Source organism: Streptomyces sp. NPDC003635, from assembly GCF_053587635.1.
In genome coordinates this window covers 214,992-229,510 of record NZ_JBSFOK010000001.1, presented here as the reverse complement: position 1 = coordinate 229,510, position 14,519 = coordinate 214,992, and the positions used below count along the sequence as shown (strand labels likewise).

General features: G+C 69.0%; 15 protein-coding genes. 9 read left to right on the top strand and 6 right to left on the bottom strand.

The genetic code is table 11. The features are described from left to right. Positions 1-354 precede the first annotated feature (354 nt). A complete protein-coding gene (gene dnaA, locus ACWDRW_RS01100) occupies positions 355-2,292 on the bottom strand; it encodes a chromosomal replication initiator protein DnaA (protein WP_451718211.1) in 1,938 nt (645 codons plus the stop codon). A 386-nt stretch (positions 2,293-2,678) separates the two neighbouring features. On the opposite strand from dnaA, the gene rpmH reads away from it, so the two are divergent. The 9 genes from rpmH to ACWDRW_RS01055 all read left to right on the top strand — a co-directional run bounded on the left by rpmH (position 2,679) and on the right by ACWDRW_RS01055 (position 9,604). Next, entirely contained in the window at positions 2,679-2,816 is a 138-nt protein-coding gene (rpmH, locus tag ACWDRW_RS01095; RefSeq protein WP_015659252.1) for a 50S ribosomal protein L34, read from the top strand. A gap of 21 nt (positions 2,817-2,837) precedes the next feature. Continuing rightward, the gene (gene rnpA / locus ACWDRW_RS01090) at positions 2,838-3,209 is read left to right on the top strand and encodes a ribonuclease P protein component (protein ID WP_078598854.1); all 372 of its coding nucleotides are present in this window, start codon (positions 2,838-2,840) and stop codon (positions 3,207-3,209) included. Further along, entirely contained in the window at positions 3,206-3,559 is a 354-nt protein-coding gene (yidD, locus tag ACWDRW_RS01085) for a membrane protein insertion efficiency factor YidD (protein WP_451718208.1), read from the top strand. The genes rnpA and yidD overlap by 4 nt, the downstream gene beginning before the upstream one ends. A 3-nt stretch (positions 3,560-3,562) precedes the next feature. After that, on the top strand, positions 3,563-4,831 hold the full coding sequence (yidC, locus tag ACWDRW_RS01080; RefSeq protein WP_451718206.1) for a membrane protein insertase YidC: 1,269 nt from the start codon (positions 3,563-3,565) through the stop codon (positions 4,829-4,831). Between the two features lie 15 nt (positions 4,832-4,846). Next, entirely contained in the window at positions 4,847-5,359 is a 513-nt protein-coding gene (locus ACWDRW_RS01075) for a Jag family protein (protein ID WP_451718203.1), read from the top strand. Positions 5,360-5,486: 127 nt separating this feature from the next. Continuing rightward, positions 5,487-6,203 carry a 16S rRNA (guanine(527)-N(7))-methyltransferase RsmG gene (gene rsmG / locus ACWDRW_RS01070; protein ID WP_451718200.1) on the top strand — a complete coding sequence of 239 codons (717 nt, stop codon included), beginning with the start codon at positions 5,487-5,489 and terminating at the stop codon, positions 6,201-6,203. A gap of 305 nt (positions 6,204-6,508) precedes the next feature. After that, the gene (locus ACWDRW_RS01065) at positions 6,509-7,582 is read left to right on the top strand and encodes a ParA family protein (RefSeq protein WP_451718197.1); all 1,074 of its coding nucleotides are present in this window, start codon (positions 6,509-6,511) and stop codon (positions 7,580-7,582) included. Next, positions 7,579-8,667 carry a ParB/RepB/Spo0J family partition protein gene (locus ACWDRW_RS01060; protein ID WP_451718194.1) on the top strand — a complete coding sequence of 363 codons (1,089 nt, stop codon included), beginning with the start codon at positions 7,579-7,581 and terminating at the stop codon, positions 8,665-8,667. Before ACWDRW_RS01065 ends, ACWDRW_RS01060 begins: the two co-directional genes overlap by 4 nt. 319 nt (positions 8,668-8,986) lie before the next feature. Continuing rightward, entirely contained in the window at positions 8,987-9,604 is a 618-nt protein-coding gene (locus ACWDRW_RS01055; protein WP_451718191.1) for a GNAT family N-acetyltransferase, read from the top strand. A gap of 79 nt (positions 9,605-9,683) precedes the next feature. On the opposite strand, the gene trxA is transcribed toward ACWDRW_RS01055, so the two are convergent. From trxA to ACWDRW_RS01030, 5 genes are all read right to left on the bottom strand, one after another. Further along, the gene (gene trxA, locus ACWDRW_RS01050) at positions 9,684-10,016 is read right to left on the bottom strand and encodes a thioredoxin (RefSeq protein WP_186287959.1); all 333 of its coding nucleotides are present in this window, start codon (positions 10,014-10,016) and stop codon (positions 9,684-9,686) included. Positions 10,017-10,062: 46 nt separating this feature from the next. Continuing rightward, a complete protein-coding gene (gene trxB / locus ACWDRW_RS01045; protein WP_451718188.1) occupies positions 10,063-11,034 on the bottom strand; it encodes a thioredoxin-disulfide reductase in 972 nt (323 codons plus the stop codon). Positions 11,035-11,176: 142 nt separating this feature from the next. Next, positions 11,177-12,070, bottom strand: a complete 894-nt coding sequence (locus ACWDRW_RS01040; protein ID WP_451718185.1) for a hypothetical protein — start codon at positions 12,068-12,070, stop codon at positions 11,177-11,179. After that, on the bottom strand, positions 12,067-12,792 hold the full coding sequence (gene sigM / locus ACWDRW_RS01035; protein WP_451718182.1) for an RNA polymerase sigma factor SigM: 726 nt from the start codon (positions 12,790-12,792) through the stop codon (positions 12,067-12,069). The genes ACWDRW_RS01040 and sigM overlap by 4 nt, the downstream gene beginning before the upstream one ends. 21 nt (positions 12,793-12,813) lie before the next feature. Beyond that, positions 12,814-14,511: a protein kinase family protein gene (locus ACWDRW_RS01030; RefSeq protein ID WP_451718180.1), complete on the bottom strand. Its 1,698-nt coding sequence runs from the start codon at positions 14,509-14,511 to the stop codon at positions 12,814-12,816. Between the last annotated feature and the right edge of the window lie 8 nt (positions 14,512-14,519).

Sequence of the window (14,519 nt, the reverse complement as noted above, 5' to 3'; positions counted from 1 at the left end):
ACCGGCCTCATCCTGTGGGTTGCCGGTGGACAACTCGATGCACAGCCTGTGGACCATCTCGTTGTCCACAGTCTGTGGAGATCCTTCGTCCACGAATCCACAACCGGCTGAGCTGGGCTGATGGTCTGTCAACCGCACAGCTGTGGACGACGATCTGGACAACTCCACAGTCCCCAGGATGTGGACGGAAGAAAGTCCCCGAATCTGTGGAGAGTGGCCGTAACCCGGCGAGTAATCGAACACCGGGCGGCGTCGGCGCCGTGTCGGCGGAGGGCCTGTACCGCGCCGGCACAGCGAAGGGCGCCCCCCGGATCTGCTCCGGAGGGCGCCCTGGACGCCGTATCGAGGCGGCTGTCAGCCGTTCTTGATGCGGTTGGTGAGCTCGGTGACCTGGTTGTAGATGGAGCGCCGCTCGGCCATCAGATTGCGGATCTTGCGGTCCGCGTGCATGACCGTGGTGTGGTCGCGGCCGCCGAAGAGGGCGCCGATCTTCGGCAGGGAGAGGTCCGTCAGTTCCCGGCACAGATACATGGCGATCTGGCGGGCCGTCACCAGCGCGCGCCCGCGCGAAGTGCCGCACAGGTCCTCGACCGTGAGGCCGAAGTAGTCGGCGGTGGCGCTCATGATGGCCGTGGAGGTGATCTCCGGCGCCGAGTCCTCGCCGCCCGGGATCAGGTCCTTCAGGACGATCTCCGTCAGGCCCAGGTCCACCGGCTGCCGGTTGAGCGAGGCGAACGCGGTCACGCGGATCAGCGCGCCCTCCAGCTCCCGGATGTTCCGCGAGATCCGGGAGGCGATGAACTCCAGCACCTCCGGCGGGGCGTTCAGCTGCTCCTGCACCGCCTTCTTGCGCAGGATGGCGATCCGCGTCTCCAGCTCGGGCGGCTGGACGTCGGTGATCAGTCCCCACTCGAACCGGTTGCGCAGCCGGTCCTCCAGCGTGACCAGCTGCTTGGGCGGCCGGTCGCTGGAGAGCACGATCTGCTTGTTGGCGTTGTGGAGCGTGTTGAAGGTGTGGAAGAACTCCTCCTGCGTCGACTCCTTGTCCGCGAGGAACTGGATGTCGTCGACGAGCAGGATGTCCATCTCGCGGTACCGCTTGCGGAAGCTGTCGCCCTTGCCGTCGCGGATGGAGTTGATGAACTCGTTGGTGAACTCCTCGGAGCTCACGTAGCGCACGCGCGTGCCGGGATACAGGCTTCGCGCGTAATGCCCGATCGCGTGCAGCAGGTGCGTCTTGCCGAGCCCGGACTCCCCATAGATGAAGAGGGGGTTGTAGGCCTTCGCGGGCGCCTCGGCGACGGCGACCGCCGCCGCGTGGGCGAAACGGTTCGACGCCCCGATGACGAAGGTGTCGAAGAGGTACTTCGGGTTCAGGCGCGCGGTCGGCTCGCCGGGACCGGTGGCCGGCGCGGGCTGCGCGGCCAGCGGGCCGGGGGCGCCGCTGGAGGTGGGCAGCGAGGAGCCGACGGGGCCGCGGTGGGCGGGGCCGTGGCCGGTGCCCGGCTCGGGCAGCTCCCGGCGGGCGTCGCGCTGGTCGTAGTCGGGCCGGCCCTGGTCGTAGTCGCCGCGCGGCTTGTCGTAGTCGGGGCGCTTGGCGTCGTAGTCGCCGCGGGGGCCGTCGTACTCGGAGCGCTGGCCGTCGTAGGGCGGGCGGTCCATCGGCTGCGGGCGGTAGTCCTGCTGCGGCTGGCCGTAGCCGTCCTGGCCGTAGGAGTCCTGGGAGGACGGGGTGGCGTACGGGTCGCGCTCGGGGAAGCCCAGGCGCTGCTGCTGCCAGCTGTACTCGTCCTGCTGCGGGCGCGGCCAGGCGCCGGGCTCGGGGCGCTGGTACTCGCCCGGGTAAGCGGGCCGGGCCGTGGGGAGCTGGTCGCCCTGGTCGGACCGGGAGGGGTAGGCGTCGCCGTCGGCGCCGCGATGGCGGCCGTAGCCCTCGTACTGGCCGGAGGGGAGTTCGGGCTCCTCGTACCGCGGCTGGGGGCGGGCGGGGGGCGTCGGCGGGGCCGGGGCCTCGCCCGCGGAGTCGTCGACGGTGATCGCGATGCGGATGGGGCGGCCGCACTCGCGGCTCAGGGTCTCGCTGACGATCGGGGCGAGACGGCCCTCCAGTACGCCCTTCGCGAACTCGTTCGGGACGGCGAGCAGGGCGGTGTCCGCGACCAGCGCGAGCGGCTGGCAGCGGCGGATCCAGTGTTCGTCCTTCGCCTCGACACCCTGGCCGCGACCCTCGCCGAGGAGCTGCTCGAGTACTCGTGGCCACACTGCGGCAAGATCGGCAGGTACGTCAGCCACAGGGCACGCTCTCTCACGGGTCCCACGAACGTGTGATTGTGGGACGGGTCGGGATTCAAATCGGGTGGGACGGGCGAATCGGAGTTCAGCCACGGTAGTCAGGGCGACGGGTGCGGTTCAAGTTGTTGTCCCCAGGCTGTGGATAGTGTCTCCCGGTGACCCCTGGTTTGACCGGATGGCGTAGCCCCGCGTACCGTAACCAGGTCGAGTTGTCGATGGCTGCTGCCGCCTGCCTCCGATGGGCACAAGATCACGTCCCCGCCACGGCGGGGGTGAACCGGTGATCGGGAAGCGGTGCACTCGGGCGTAACGCGAGCTACTCGTGGGCGCACGGTGACAGCCAGGACGGCACCCGCCACCACCGATTTGATTTCTGGAGCCCCCGAGTGAGCAAGCGCACCTTCCAGCCGAACAACCGTCGTCGCGCGAAGACCCACGGCTTCCGCCTGCGGATGCGTACCCGTGCCGGCCGCGCGATTCTCGCGAACCGTCGTGCCAAGGGTCGCGCCAGCCTGTCCGCCTGATTCCGGTCAGGTCATGACGTCGTGCTGCCCACCGAGAACCGGCTGAGGCGGCGCGAGGACTTCGCGACCGCGGTACGACGAGGCCGCCGGGCCGGGCGCCCGACCCTCGTCGTCCACCTTCGTAGCGGTGCCACGGACCCGCACGCGCCTGGGGAGAGCGCTCCCCCGACGCGTGCGGGTTTCGTCGTCAGCAAGGCCGTCGGCGGTGCGGTCGTGCGCAACAAGGTGAAGCGCAGGCTTCGCCATCTGGTGCGCGATCGAGTCGACGTCTTTCCCCCCGGTAGCCTGGTAGTCGTACGAGCGCTGCCCGGTGCGGGTGACGCCGACCATGCACAGCTGGCCCGAGACCTGGATGCCGCTCTGCAGCGGCTGCTGGGAGGGGGCGCGCGATGAAGTACCCGCTGCTGGCTCTGATCAAGATCTACCAGTGGACCATCAGCCCGCTGCTCGGGCCGGTGTGCAAGTACTACCCGTCGTGTTCCCACTACGGCTACACGGCCATCGACCGGCACGGTGCGATCAAGGGCACGGCGCTCACGGCCTGGCGCATCCTGCGCTGCAATCCGTGGTCGCTGGGCGGTGTGGACCATGTCCCGCCGCGCAAGCGCCCGCGGTGGCACGAGATGTTGCGAGGCGCATGGCGCGCACGCAAGGGCGGGACCTCCGCCGCCGAAACGGCCACCGAAGACCAAGCTTCTTCGAGCCCGGCCGCAGAGACCCCGTCCCATGCCCAAGGAGCATGATTAGTGGACACGATTGCCAGCCTCTTCAGCTTCATCACGACACCTGTCTCCTGGGTCATCGTCCAGTTCCACACGGTGTACGGCGCCATCTTCGGCGATGACACAGGGTGGGCCTGGGGCCTGTCCATCGTGTCCTTGGTGATCCTGATCCGTATCTGCCTGATCCCGCTCTTCGTGAAGCAGATCAAGGCGACCCGGGCCATGCAGACGCTGCAGCCCGAGATGAAGAAGATCCAGGAGCGCTACAAGAACGACAAGCAGCGCCAGTCCGAAGAGATGATGAAGCTCTACAAGGAGACGGGCACCAACCCGCTCTCCTCGTGTCTTCCCATCCTGGCGCAGTCGCCGTTCTTCTTCGCCCTGTACCACGTGCTCAACAGCATCGCGAACAACGAGAAGGTCGGCGTCATCAACGACCGGCTGCTGGAGAGCGCGCAGCAGGCGCACATCTTCGGCGCGCCGCTCGCGTCGAAGTTCACGGACAGCGCGTCCAAGGTCGAGGCGCTCGGCTCCACGATCACCGACGTCCGTGTCGTCACCGCGATCATGATCATCCTCATGTCGGCGTCGCAGTTCTACACGCAGCGCCAGCTGATGACGAAGAACGTCGACACCACGGTGAAGACGCCGTTCATGCAGCAGCAGAAGATGCTGATGTACATCTTCCCGGTCATGTTCGCCGTCTTCGGCATCAACTTCCCGGTCGGTGTCCTCGTCTACTGGCTGACCACCAACGTGTGGACCATGGGTCAGCAGATGTACGTCATCCGCAACAACCCGACCCCGGGCTCCAAGGCCCAGGCCGCGTACCTGGAGCGCCTGAGCAAGCACGTCACGCACCACGGCAAGGTCCGCCGACGCGGTGAGCGCAACATCATCAAGGCGATCGTCGCCAAGGGCCGCGACCGCAACGAGTACGAGCGCAAGTTCATCAACGGCCTGAACAAGGCGGGTCTCGCCGCGCAGACCGACGGCACCGTGGTGAAGAGCGAGACGCCCGTCGCGGTCGCGACCGAGGACGGTACGCCCACGGCGGCGCCGAAGCGCCAGCAGCCCAAGCGGCAGAGTAAGTCCCAGCGCCAGTCCGGCGGGGCCAAGGCGGCGGGCGGTGAGCCCGAGACCAAGACGTCGCTGACCAAGTCCGACGCCCCCGAGGACGCCAAGCCCTCCACCGCCAAGCAGGCCCAGAAGCCCGGGTCCGGCGCCCGCAGCAAGGCCCAGTCCGGACAGCGCAAGGGTCCGCAGCGGCCCAAGTCCCCGTCCAAGAAGTAAGAAGGAGTCCATCCCGTGACGGAAGGCACCACCTCCGCCGCTGCCGAGGGTGCAGACACCCTGACCCGCCTGGAGCAGGAGGGCGAGATCGCGGCGGACTACCTCGAGGGTCTGCTCGACATCGCCGATCTCGACGGCGACATCGACATGGACGTCGAGGCCGACCGCGCCGCTGTCTCGATCATCAGCGACACGGGCGGCCGCGACCTGCAGAAGCTGGTCGGCCGCGACGGTGAGGTGCTGGAGGCACTCCAGGAGCTCACGCGCCTGGCCGTGCACCGGGAGACCGGCGACCGCAGCCGACTGATGCTGGACATCGCCGGCTACCGCGCCAACAAGCGCGCCGAGCTCTCCGAGCTGGGCGCCAAGGCGGCGGCCGACGTGAAGAACACCGGCGAGCCGGTGAAGCTGAAGCCGATGACGCCCTTCGAGCGCAAGGTCGTCCACGACGCGGTCAAGGCCGCGGGTCTGCGCAGCGAGTCCGAGGGCGAGGAGCCGCAGCGCTTCGTCGTCGTGCTGCCCGCCTGATCGGTCCGTAGGTTCCTCCGGCCCCGTCTGCCCGGCAGGCGGGGCCGAACTTTGTCAGCCTGATAGTTCTGGTGGTTCTGGTGCCGGCGCCCGAGTGCGCCGGCGCGGTACGGAAGGACGGTCCCCCGTGACGGAGGCAGCGGAGCTTCCCCCCGCGCCCGAGCAGGCGCGTGCGGTGTTCGGTGATCGCTTCGCGGACGCGGTCCGATACGCGGAGCTGCTCGCGGAGGCGGGCGTGCAGCGCGGTCTGATCGGGCCGCGTGAGGTGCCCCGGCTGTGGGAGCGGCATCTGCTGAACTGCGCCGTGCTCTCGGAGGTCGTGCCCGAGGGGGTGACGGTGTGCGACGTCGGCTCCGGGGCGGGGCTGCCCGGCATTCCGCTGGCCCTGGTCCGGGAGGACCTGAAGATCACGCTGCTGGAACCGCTGCTGCGCCGGACGACCTTCCTGACCGAGGTGGTCGAGCTGCTGGGCCTGGATCATGTGACCGTCGTGCGGGGCCGGGCCGAGGAGGTCATGGGCAAGCTCCAGCCGGTGCACGTGGTGACGGCTCGGGCCGTGGCTCCGCTGGACCGGCTGGCCACCTGGGGCATCCCGCTGCTGCGTCCCTACGGCGAGATGCTCGCCCTCAAGGGCGACACCGCCGAGGAGGAGCTGAAGAGCGCCGCCACGGCGCTGAGCAAGCTCGGTGCGGTGGGGACATCCGTCCTGCATGTGGGTGAGGGCGTGGTGGATCCGCTGTCCACGGTCGTGCGGGTCGAGGTCGGGGAGAGCCCCGGCGGCGTCCGCTTCGCGGCGAAGCGGGCGAAGGCGGCCCGGACAGGGCGAGCGCGTCGGCGTCGCTGATCCTGTCCGGCGGTGCTGATTCTGTCCCGGCGGTGCTGATCCGTCCTGAGGACGAGACGTACTCCACACAAGCTGCCTAACCTACGCATGCCGGAGTGTCGGCGACAGATCGGCCTGTGCTGCTGTGCATCGTGTTTCACGTGAAACGTCGCTCACTGCTGCACGGCATCATCAGCCGGGGCCGCGCCGCGGCCGAACCCCGCGACCGGAAGCCTCTCGGGTCACTCGGAGAGGTAACGGAGTTGTCCACAGAGGTGGAATTCTCCACAGAAGACCAGGGCTCACTGGTTCACGACCCCGAAGACATGGGAGGCTCTGTTCATTGCGAGCCTGTAGTCGAGGAGAGTGAATCCTTGCGGTCCGACGCCAACATCGCGGGACCGATGACCGATCCGGTCCCCGGTCCCCGTACCGAGTCGATGGGGGAGGATGTTTCACGTGAAACACCGCCCCCGATGGACGACACTCCCATCGGTCGTGCCGCCCAACTGGCGGTAGAGGCTCTGGGCCGTGCCGGTGAGGGTCTCCCACGACCCGAGCAGACCCGGTTCATCGTGGTCGCCAACCAGAAGGGCGGCGTCGGCAAGACGACGACGACCGTCAACCTGGCCGCCTCACTGGCTCTGCACGGTGCCCGCGTCCTGGTGATCGACCTCGACCCCCAGGGCAACGCGTCCACCGCCCTGGGTATCGACCATCACGCGGAAGTTCCGTCGATCTACGACGTGTTGGTCGAGAGCAGGCCGCTCGCCGAAGTCGTCCAGCCGGTCCCTGATGTGGAGGGCCTCTTCTGCGCCCCCGCCACGATCGACCTCGCCGGTGCGGAGATCGAGCTGGTGTCCCTGGTGGCCCGCGAGAGCCGGCTGCAGCGGGCCATCCAGGCCTACGAGCAGCCGCTGGACTACATCCTCATCGACTGCCCGCCCTCGCTCGGCCTGCTGACGGTCAACGCGCTGGTGGCCGGGCAGGAGGTTTTGATCCCGATCCAGTGCGAGTACTACGCGCTGGAGGGCCTGGGCCAACTACTGCGCAATGTCGACCTGGTGCGGGGGCACCTCAACCCCACGCTGCATGTATCGACGATCCTGCTCACCATGTACGACGGCCGGACCCGCCTGGCGTCCCAGGTCGCGGACGAGGTGCGCAGTCACTTCGGCGAGGAGGTGCTGCGGACGAGCATCCCCCGCTCGGTCCGTATCTCCGAGGCGCCGAGTTATGGACAGACGGTGCTGACCTACGATCCCGGATCCAGCGGTGCCCTGTCCTATCTTGAGGCGGCACGAGAAATCGCGCTGAGGGGTGTCGGCGTTCGCTACGACGCGACGCACGCCCATATCGGCGCCCAGAGCGACCCGAGCATGGTGGAGGGGATCCAGTGAGCGACCGACGGAGAATTGGTTTGGGCCGTGGTCTCGGCGCGCTGATCCCCGGACCGGCGGAGCAGGCCACGGCGGGAAGCCCCGCCCCCACCTCTCCGGCGGCCGTCCCGGTACTGACCGGTGATCGGGGAGTCGCCGCCGCTAAGGTGGCCGCCCTCCCGCCGGTTTCCCGTGAAACCGAGGAGCCGGTCGTCAACGGCATCGCGGAGGCGCCCGCGCCTCCGATGGGCGCCCACTTCGCCGAGATCCCCCTGGACGACATCACGCCGAACCCGCGCCAGCCGCGTGAGGTGTTCGACGAGGACGCGCTGCAGGAGCTCATCACCTCCATCAAGGAGGTCGGTCTCCTCCAGCCGGTCGTCGTACGGCAGGTGGGTGGGGGCCAGTACGAGCTCATCATGGGTGAGCGCCGCTGGCGGGCGTGCCGCGAGGCGGGCCTGACGGCCATCCCGGCGATCGTGAGGGCCACGGACGACGAGAAGCTCCTCCTGGACGCCCTGCTGGAGAACCTGCACCGCGCCCAGCTGAACCCGCTGGAAGAGGCCGCCGCCTACGACCAGTTGCTGAAGGACTTCAACTGCACCCACGACCAGCTGGCGGACCGCATCGGCCGGTCCCGTCCGCAGGTCTCCAACACGCTGCGGCTGCTGAAGCTTTCGCCGAGGGTCCAGAACCGGGTGGCGGCGGGCGTGCTCTCCGCCGGACACGCGCGAGCGCTGCTCTCCGTGGAGGACCCGGAGGAGCAGGAGCGGCTGGCTCACCGAGTCGTGGCCGAGGGCCTGTCCGTCCGGTCCATCGAGGAGATCGTCACCTTGATGGGCTCCCGGGTCCAGAAGGCCCCGAGGTCCAAGGGGCCGCGGGCCGGTGCCCGGGTTTCCCCGGCGCTGACCGACCTCGCGACCCGGCTCTCGGATCGCTTCGAGACGCGGGTGAAGGTCGAGCTCGGCCAGAAGAAGGGCAAGATCACCGTCGAGTTCGCCTCGCCGGACGACCTTGAGCGGATCCTCAACACGCTCGCCCCGGGCGAGCGGCTGGCTCTTCAGAAGAGCCTGATGGAGGACGGCGCGGAGGACACCGAGGACTGATCTCGGAAGCCTAGTGCCGTGGTCGGCGGATGAAGGGCGGGCCGTGTCCGGTGAGTACCGGAACACGGCCCGCCCTTTGCTTTCTGGCGGTATCGAGGTAATCGCATCGTCGATACGATGCGATCGGGTATGGCGCATCCACCTGGCGGCACCTCTTAGGGGAGGCAGGGGCCATGCGAACGGTGAGCCGGACCGGACTGGTGAGCGCGGGCCTGGGCCTGGGCGCGGTCGGCGGATTCGTCGGCAGCCTGCTCAGGGAAAGGAGCGCTCTGACAGCCGCCCGTGACGCAGCGGGCGAGGGAAGCGAGGATCAGCCTTCATGGGGCGTCGGCTCGTACCGCTCACGCTGGACAACCTTCAGGACCTTCCCCAGCGTTGCCGCTCGTGTGTCTTCTGGGAGCTGGATCCCGTCAGTGGCGAAGCAGCGGTAGCCGCCGGCACCTCGGCGCTCGAGAAGGAGGGGTGGATCTCCGCCGTTCTGCTGGACTGGGGATCCTGCGGACGGGTCGTCTACGTCGACGACGTCCCGGTGGGTTTCGTGCTCTACGCGCCTCCGGCCTACGTTCCTCGTTCCACCGCGTTTCCCACGAGCCCGGTCTCGCCCGACGCCGTGCAGTTGATGACGGCGTTCATCCTGCCGGGGTACCAGGGGCAAGGGCTGGGGCGGGTGATGGTCCAGACGGTCGCCAAGGATCTGCTGCGCCGGGGCTTCAAGGCCATCGAGGCGTTCGGGGACGCGCGCTGGAAGGAGCCCGCGTGTGTGCTCCCGGCCGACCACCTGCTGGCGGTGGGCTTCAAGACGGTACGACCGCACCCGACCTATCCGCGGCTGAGGCTGGAGCTGCGGACGACGCTGTCCTGGAAGGAAGACGTGGAGATGGCACTGGACCGTCTGTTGGGGGCCGTGCAGAAGGAACCCGCGCTGCGACCGCTGTGAGCGTGGCTGCTCCCTCGGGACAAGCGAATGGGCCAACCCTCGGCGGGTTGGCCCATTCGTGTTTCACGTGAAACAACGCCTACTCGGCGATGAAGTCCTCGAGGTCGCGGAGGATCGCGGCCTTCGGCTTCGCACCGACGATGGTCTTGGCGACCTCGCCGTTCTGGTAGACGTTCAGCGTCGGGATGGACATGACGCCGTACTTGGCGGCCGTACCCGGGTTCTCGTCGATGTTCAGCTTGACGATCTCGATCTTGTCTCCGTACTCGGCGGCAATGGCCTCGAGAGACGGCGCGATCTGGCGGCACGGACCGCACCAGGCGGCCCAGAAGTCCACGAGGACGGGCTTGTCGCTCTTGATGACGTCCTGCTCGAAGGAGTCGTCGGTCACATTCTTCAGGGTGCCGGCCACGGCGGGCTCCTTAACTGGTTGGTGCGTGGGGCGGGTGGGTGGGAGGTCAGACGGCGGCGGTCTTCTCGGGCTCGGCCTTCTCCTCGTCCGCGAGGGCGGCGAGGAAACGCTCCGCGTCGAGGGCGGCGGAGCAGCCGGTGCCGGCCGCGGTGATCGCCTGGCGGTAGGTGTGGTCGACCACGTCGCCGGCGCCGAAGACGCCGGTCAGGTTGGTACGGGTGGAGGGGGCGTCCACCTTGAGGTAGCCCTCCTCGTCCAGATCCAGCTGGCCCTTGAAGAGCTCGGTGCGCGGGTCGTGGCCGATCGCGATGAACAGGCCGGTCACCGCGAGGTCGGAGAGCTCGCCCGTCTTGACGTTGCGCAGCTTCAGACCCGAGAGCTTCTGGTCGCCCTGGACCTCGGCGACCTCGCTGTCCCACACGAACTTGATCTTCGGGTCGGCGAAGGCGCGCTCCTGCATGGCCTTCGAGGCGCGCAGGGTGTCGCGGCGGTGGACGATCGTCACGGACTTGGCGAAGCGCGAGAGGAAGGTGGCCTCCTCCATCGCGGTGTCGCCGCCGCCGATCACGGCGATGTCCTGGTCCTTGAAGAAGAACCCGTCACAGGTGGCGCACCAGGAGACACCGCGGCCGGACAGGGCGTCCTCGTTCGGCAGACCGAGCTTGCGGTGCTGGGAGCCGGTGGTGACGATGACGGCCTTGGCGCGGTGAACGGTGCCCGCGGTGTCGGTGACGGTCTTGATCTCGCCGGTGAGGTCGACGGAGACGATGTCGTCCGGAATCAGCTCGGCACCGAAACGCTCGGCCTGGCCGCGCATGTTGTCCATGAGCTCGGGGCCCATGATGCCGTCCTGGAAGCCGGGGAAGTTCTCGACCTCGGTGGTGTTCATCAGCGCGCCACCGGCGGTGACGGCACCTTCGAACACCAGCGGCTTCAGCGACGCGCGCGCGGTGTAGAGCGCCGCCGTGTAGCCGGCGGGCCCGGAGCCGATGATGATCACGTTACGGACGTCGCTCACGGCTTGATTCCTCGTCTCTGGACTGCGTCATAGGTCCGGCGGGAGCCCTTCTCAGAGCTCTCACCCCACCCAACGGATCCTAAGGGGCGCGCATTCCCGCTGTGTCCGGGCACACGAAGGGGCGACGCCTTACCGATGTGGGTCAGCGGCTGTAGGTGTGGGTCAGCAGGACTTCGCCCTTGCCCACGGATGGATCACTCACGCAGGTCGTGGCCACGATGTAGGCGGTGACCTTGTCGGCGTCGTCGGCGTCGGACAGCACCACGAGCAGGGCGTCGGTGCCCTGATACGTGCCCTGCTCGGTGGCGAGGGCGGGGTCGTCGCGCCCGATGCCTTTCTGGACGCAGCCGGGGACCGTGGGCTGCTTGAAGACGTGGGGCTCCCTGGAGGGGGGATGGGACTGAGCGCCCATGCTGCTGTTGGGGGAGCGACGCTCGTCCGTCGACGACTCGGCGAGCAGGTCGGAGACCTGCTTCTCCAGTGTGGTCGCGGCGAAGGTGTCCGCGGCGGTGGACCGGCCACCGCCCCCCTCGTCGGACGAGCCGTCGTTCAGTGACGCCAGCAGCGCGGACCCGAGTCCGAGGGCGGCAACCGTGAAGACGGTGCCGAGGACGGCGACGCGACGGCGTCCGCCCCGCCGGCGTTCCTTGCGGCCGGGGCCGGAGGACGAGGTGCGGGCGTGGCCCGCGGGACGGTCGGCGGTGACCGATGTTTCACGTGAAACACGCGTGCCGACGTCGAGGCTCTGTGGACTGGAGGCCGCGGCCTCCTTGGAAGTCGTGGCGTTCAGCAGCGCCTCGGCGGCCAGGGCGGCGTCGATCCGTCCCGCGACATCGGCGGGCATGCGCGGCGGACCCGGCAGTGTTCCGAGCAGCCCACGAATCTCCTCCAGCGACGCGTAGACGTCCGCGCACAGCTCGCACTGGTCCAGGTGCCGGCGTACGCCGGTGCTCCGGGTCGTGGGCAACAGGCCCTCGCTGAGGTCGGAGAGTTCGGTGACTTCCGGGTGCCCGGCCGTGTCTGTCGTCGACGTCACGCTCGCCCACCTCCGCCCTTCACAGCAGCTGAATCATTCGGCCCGGCCTCGCCCGGACGCTCGGCATGCGGTCCCGCTGCCGGTGGGACGGATGTCCCCTCCTCGTGGTTCCGCTCCTGACCCGCCGCTCTTCCGGCACCGGCCTTTTCCGGCCGCAGATGGGTGAGGAGGGGCAGCAGTCTCGCCCTGCCCCGGGCGCAGCGGCTTTTGACCGTCCCGGTGGGCACGTCGAGGACGCGGGCGGCCTCGGCGACGGGGTACCCCTGCATGTCCACCAAGACGAGGGCGGCCCGCTGATCGGGCGGAAGGGTGCCGAGGGCCTCCAGCAGCTGCCGGTGCAGGTCCTTGCGCTCTGCGGGCGCTGCGGCCGACTCGTGCGGCTCCAGGAGCTGCTCCAGCCGCTCGGTGTCGTCGACGGGAGAGGTCTTGCGGGAGGCCGCCTTGCGGGCCCGGTCCAGGCAGGCGTTCACCGTGATCCGGTGCAGCCAGGTCGTGACGGCCGACTGACCACGGAAGGTGTGGGCGGCCCGGTAGGCGGAGACCAACGCGTCCTGAACGGCGTCAGCGGCCTCCTCGCGATCGCCCAGGGTGCGCAGGGCCACGGCCCAGAGGCGGTCACGATGACGGCGTACCAACTCGGCGAAGGCGTCGGGATCCCCCTCCACATGGCGGGCCAGGAGGTCCTGATCGCTCGTGTCGCCGTATGCGGTGCCGTCTGCCATCGGACCCCCTCCCTCGCAGCCTCAGCTGGTGACCTTGACGTCGAGCACCCGGCCACGCCACTTGCCGTCGTCGGCCTGTATCGGCAGCTCGGTCAGCCATACCAGCAGGTACCGGGACTTGAGTGTCTCGTCCGGCTTCAGCGTCACCGTCTGGCCGGAGCCGTCGGCGACCTTGGTGTAGCCGTCCAGGGACGTCGGCATCGTGCCGGCGTCGCCGGAGGCGGCGAGCAGATCGACGGAGGTGCTCCCCATGAAGCTGACGGTCACCTTGCCGACCTGCTGGGCCTTGCCGAGGTCGAGGATGACACCGACGCCGGGCTTCAGGTTCCCGAAGTTGGCGCCCTCGTAATAGCTGGTCTGCCAGTACGACTTCGGGTCGTCGTCGAAGACCTTGTAGACGTCCTCCGGGTACTCGGAGCCGTCGCTGCCCTGCGGGTCGAAGTCGTGGGCTTCCTGGATCGCGATCGGCTTGCCGACCGTCGGCTTCTTCGGGCTCTTGTCGTCCCCGTCGGTCGTCTGCGTCTGGTTCGAGTTGTCGGACTTTCCCTGGTCCATCAGGGCGTCCGCGAGCTGCCAGCTGCCCAGGCCCAGGGCGGCGATGAGAAGCGCCGACACGGCCCACTTCAGCGCCCTGCCCGTGCGGCTCTGGAGCGGGGGCGGCGGCACCGTCACCGGCTGGGTGGCACCGGGGTGCGGGGCCTGGCGGCCGTACGTGCCCTGCTGGTACGTCGTGCGCTGATACTCCGGGGGCGCGGTGAACGTCGGCTCCGGCGGGCGGATGCGGGGCATCTCGCTGATCGCCTTCACCAGTTCCTCCGGCGTGGTGCACGCGGACTCGTGGCGGGAGGCGGTCGCGCCGTCGTTGGCGAGCGCGCGCATGGACAGCTCGGACAGGCCCCGGTGCACTCCGGCCCGCACCTGGTCGGGGGCGATCAGGCCCACGTCCTTGGGCAGCCCGGAGAGACCGTAGGCGTCGCTTTCGTACGGCCAGCGCTGGGTGAGCGCCGCGTACAGCAGGGCGCCGATCGCCTCGGTGTCGGTGCGCTGCGGGGTGTCCGAACTGATGCCGCGCAGCGCGGCGTTGACGGCGAGTCCGCGGATCCGCCACTGCCCGGAGGACGTTCGCAGCACCGCGTTGGGATTCAGCCGCAGATGTGCGAGGCCCTCTCGGTGCGCGGCGGCCATGGCTGCCGCGACCTGGGAGACCATCTGGTAGCCGTCGTACGGCTCCAGGGGGCCCGAGGAGAGCAGGGTGGTCAGCTCGGTGGCGTCGGGCAGCCACTCGTGGACGACGTAGACGAGGTCGTTCTCCTCGACGGCGTCGAGCACCTGGACGAAGCGGGGGTCGCCGAGCAGCGCGGAGGAGCGGGCCGCGGCCAGCACGGAGCGGGCCCGAGTGTGGTCCGCGGGCAGAATGTGGACGCCCACGGCACGCCGTAGCTTCTCGTCCACCGCCCGCCAGCTGCTGAAGCCGTCCAGACGGGTAACGCACTCCTCGAGGCGGTAGCGTCTGGCGAGCTTGTGGCCGCTGTGCAGTTCGGGTGGTGAGGCCTTCCCGGAACCGTCGGTCCCGCCACTCCCCTGTGCCTCGTCGGTGTCCGTGTCCCGCTCCCGATTCTTGACCACCCCGTCGGACGTGGACTGGTCCGCCTGTGCGGTCAGCGACTCGTCGCCGCTGTTGTCTGCCACGTCGACGGCAGCCGTGCTCCGTTCCGCCACCGTCGCTC

Bases quoted from the DNA above. Each gene is read 5' to 3' on its own strand.
- ACWDRW_RS01055 (WP_451718191.1), top strand. From the start codon at position 8,987: ATGGGGCGTCGGCTCGTACCGCTCACGCTGGACAACCTTCAGGACCTT.
- ACWDRW_RS01065 (WP_451718197.1), top strand. From the start codon at position 6,509: ATGGGAGGCTCTGTTCATTGCGAGCCTGTAGTCGAGGAGAGTGAATCC.
- sigM (WP_451718182.1), bottom strand. From the start codon at position 12,792: ATGGCAGACGGCACCGCATACGGCGACACGAGCGATCAGGACCTCCTG.
- yidD (WP_451718208.1), top strand. From the start codon at position 3,206: ATGAAGTACCCGCTGCTGGCTCTGATCAAGATCTACCAGTGGACCATC.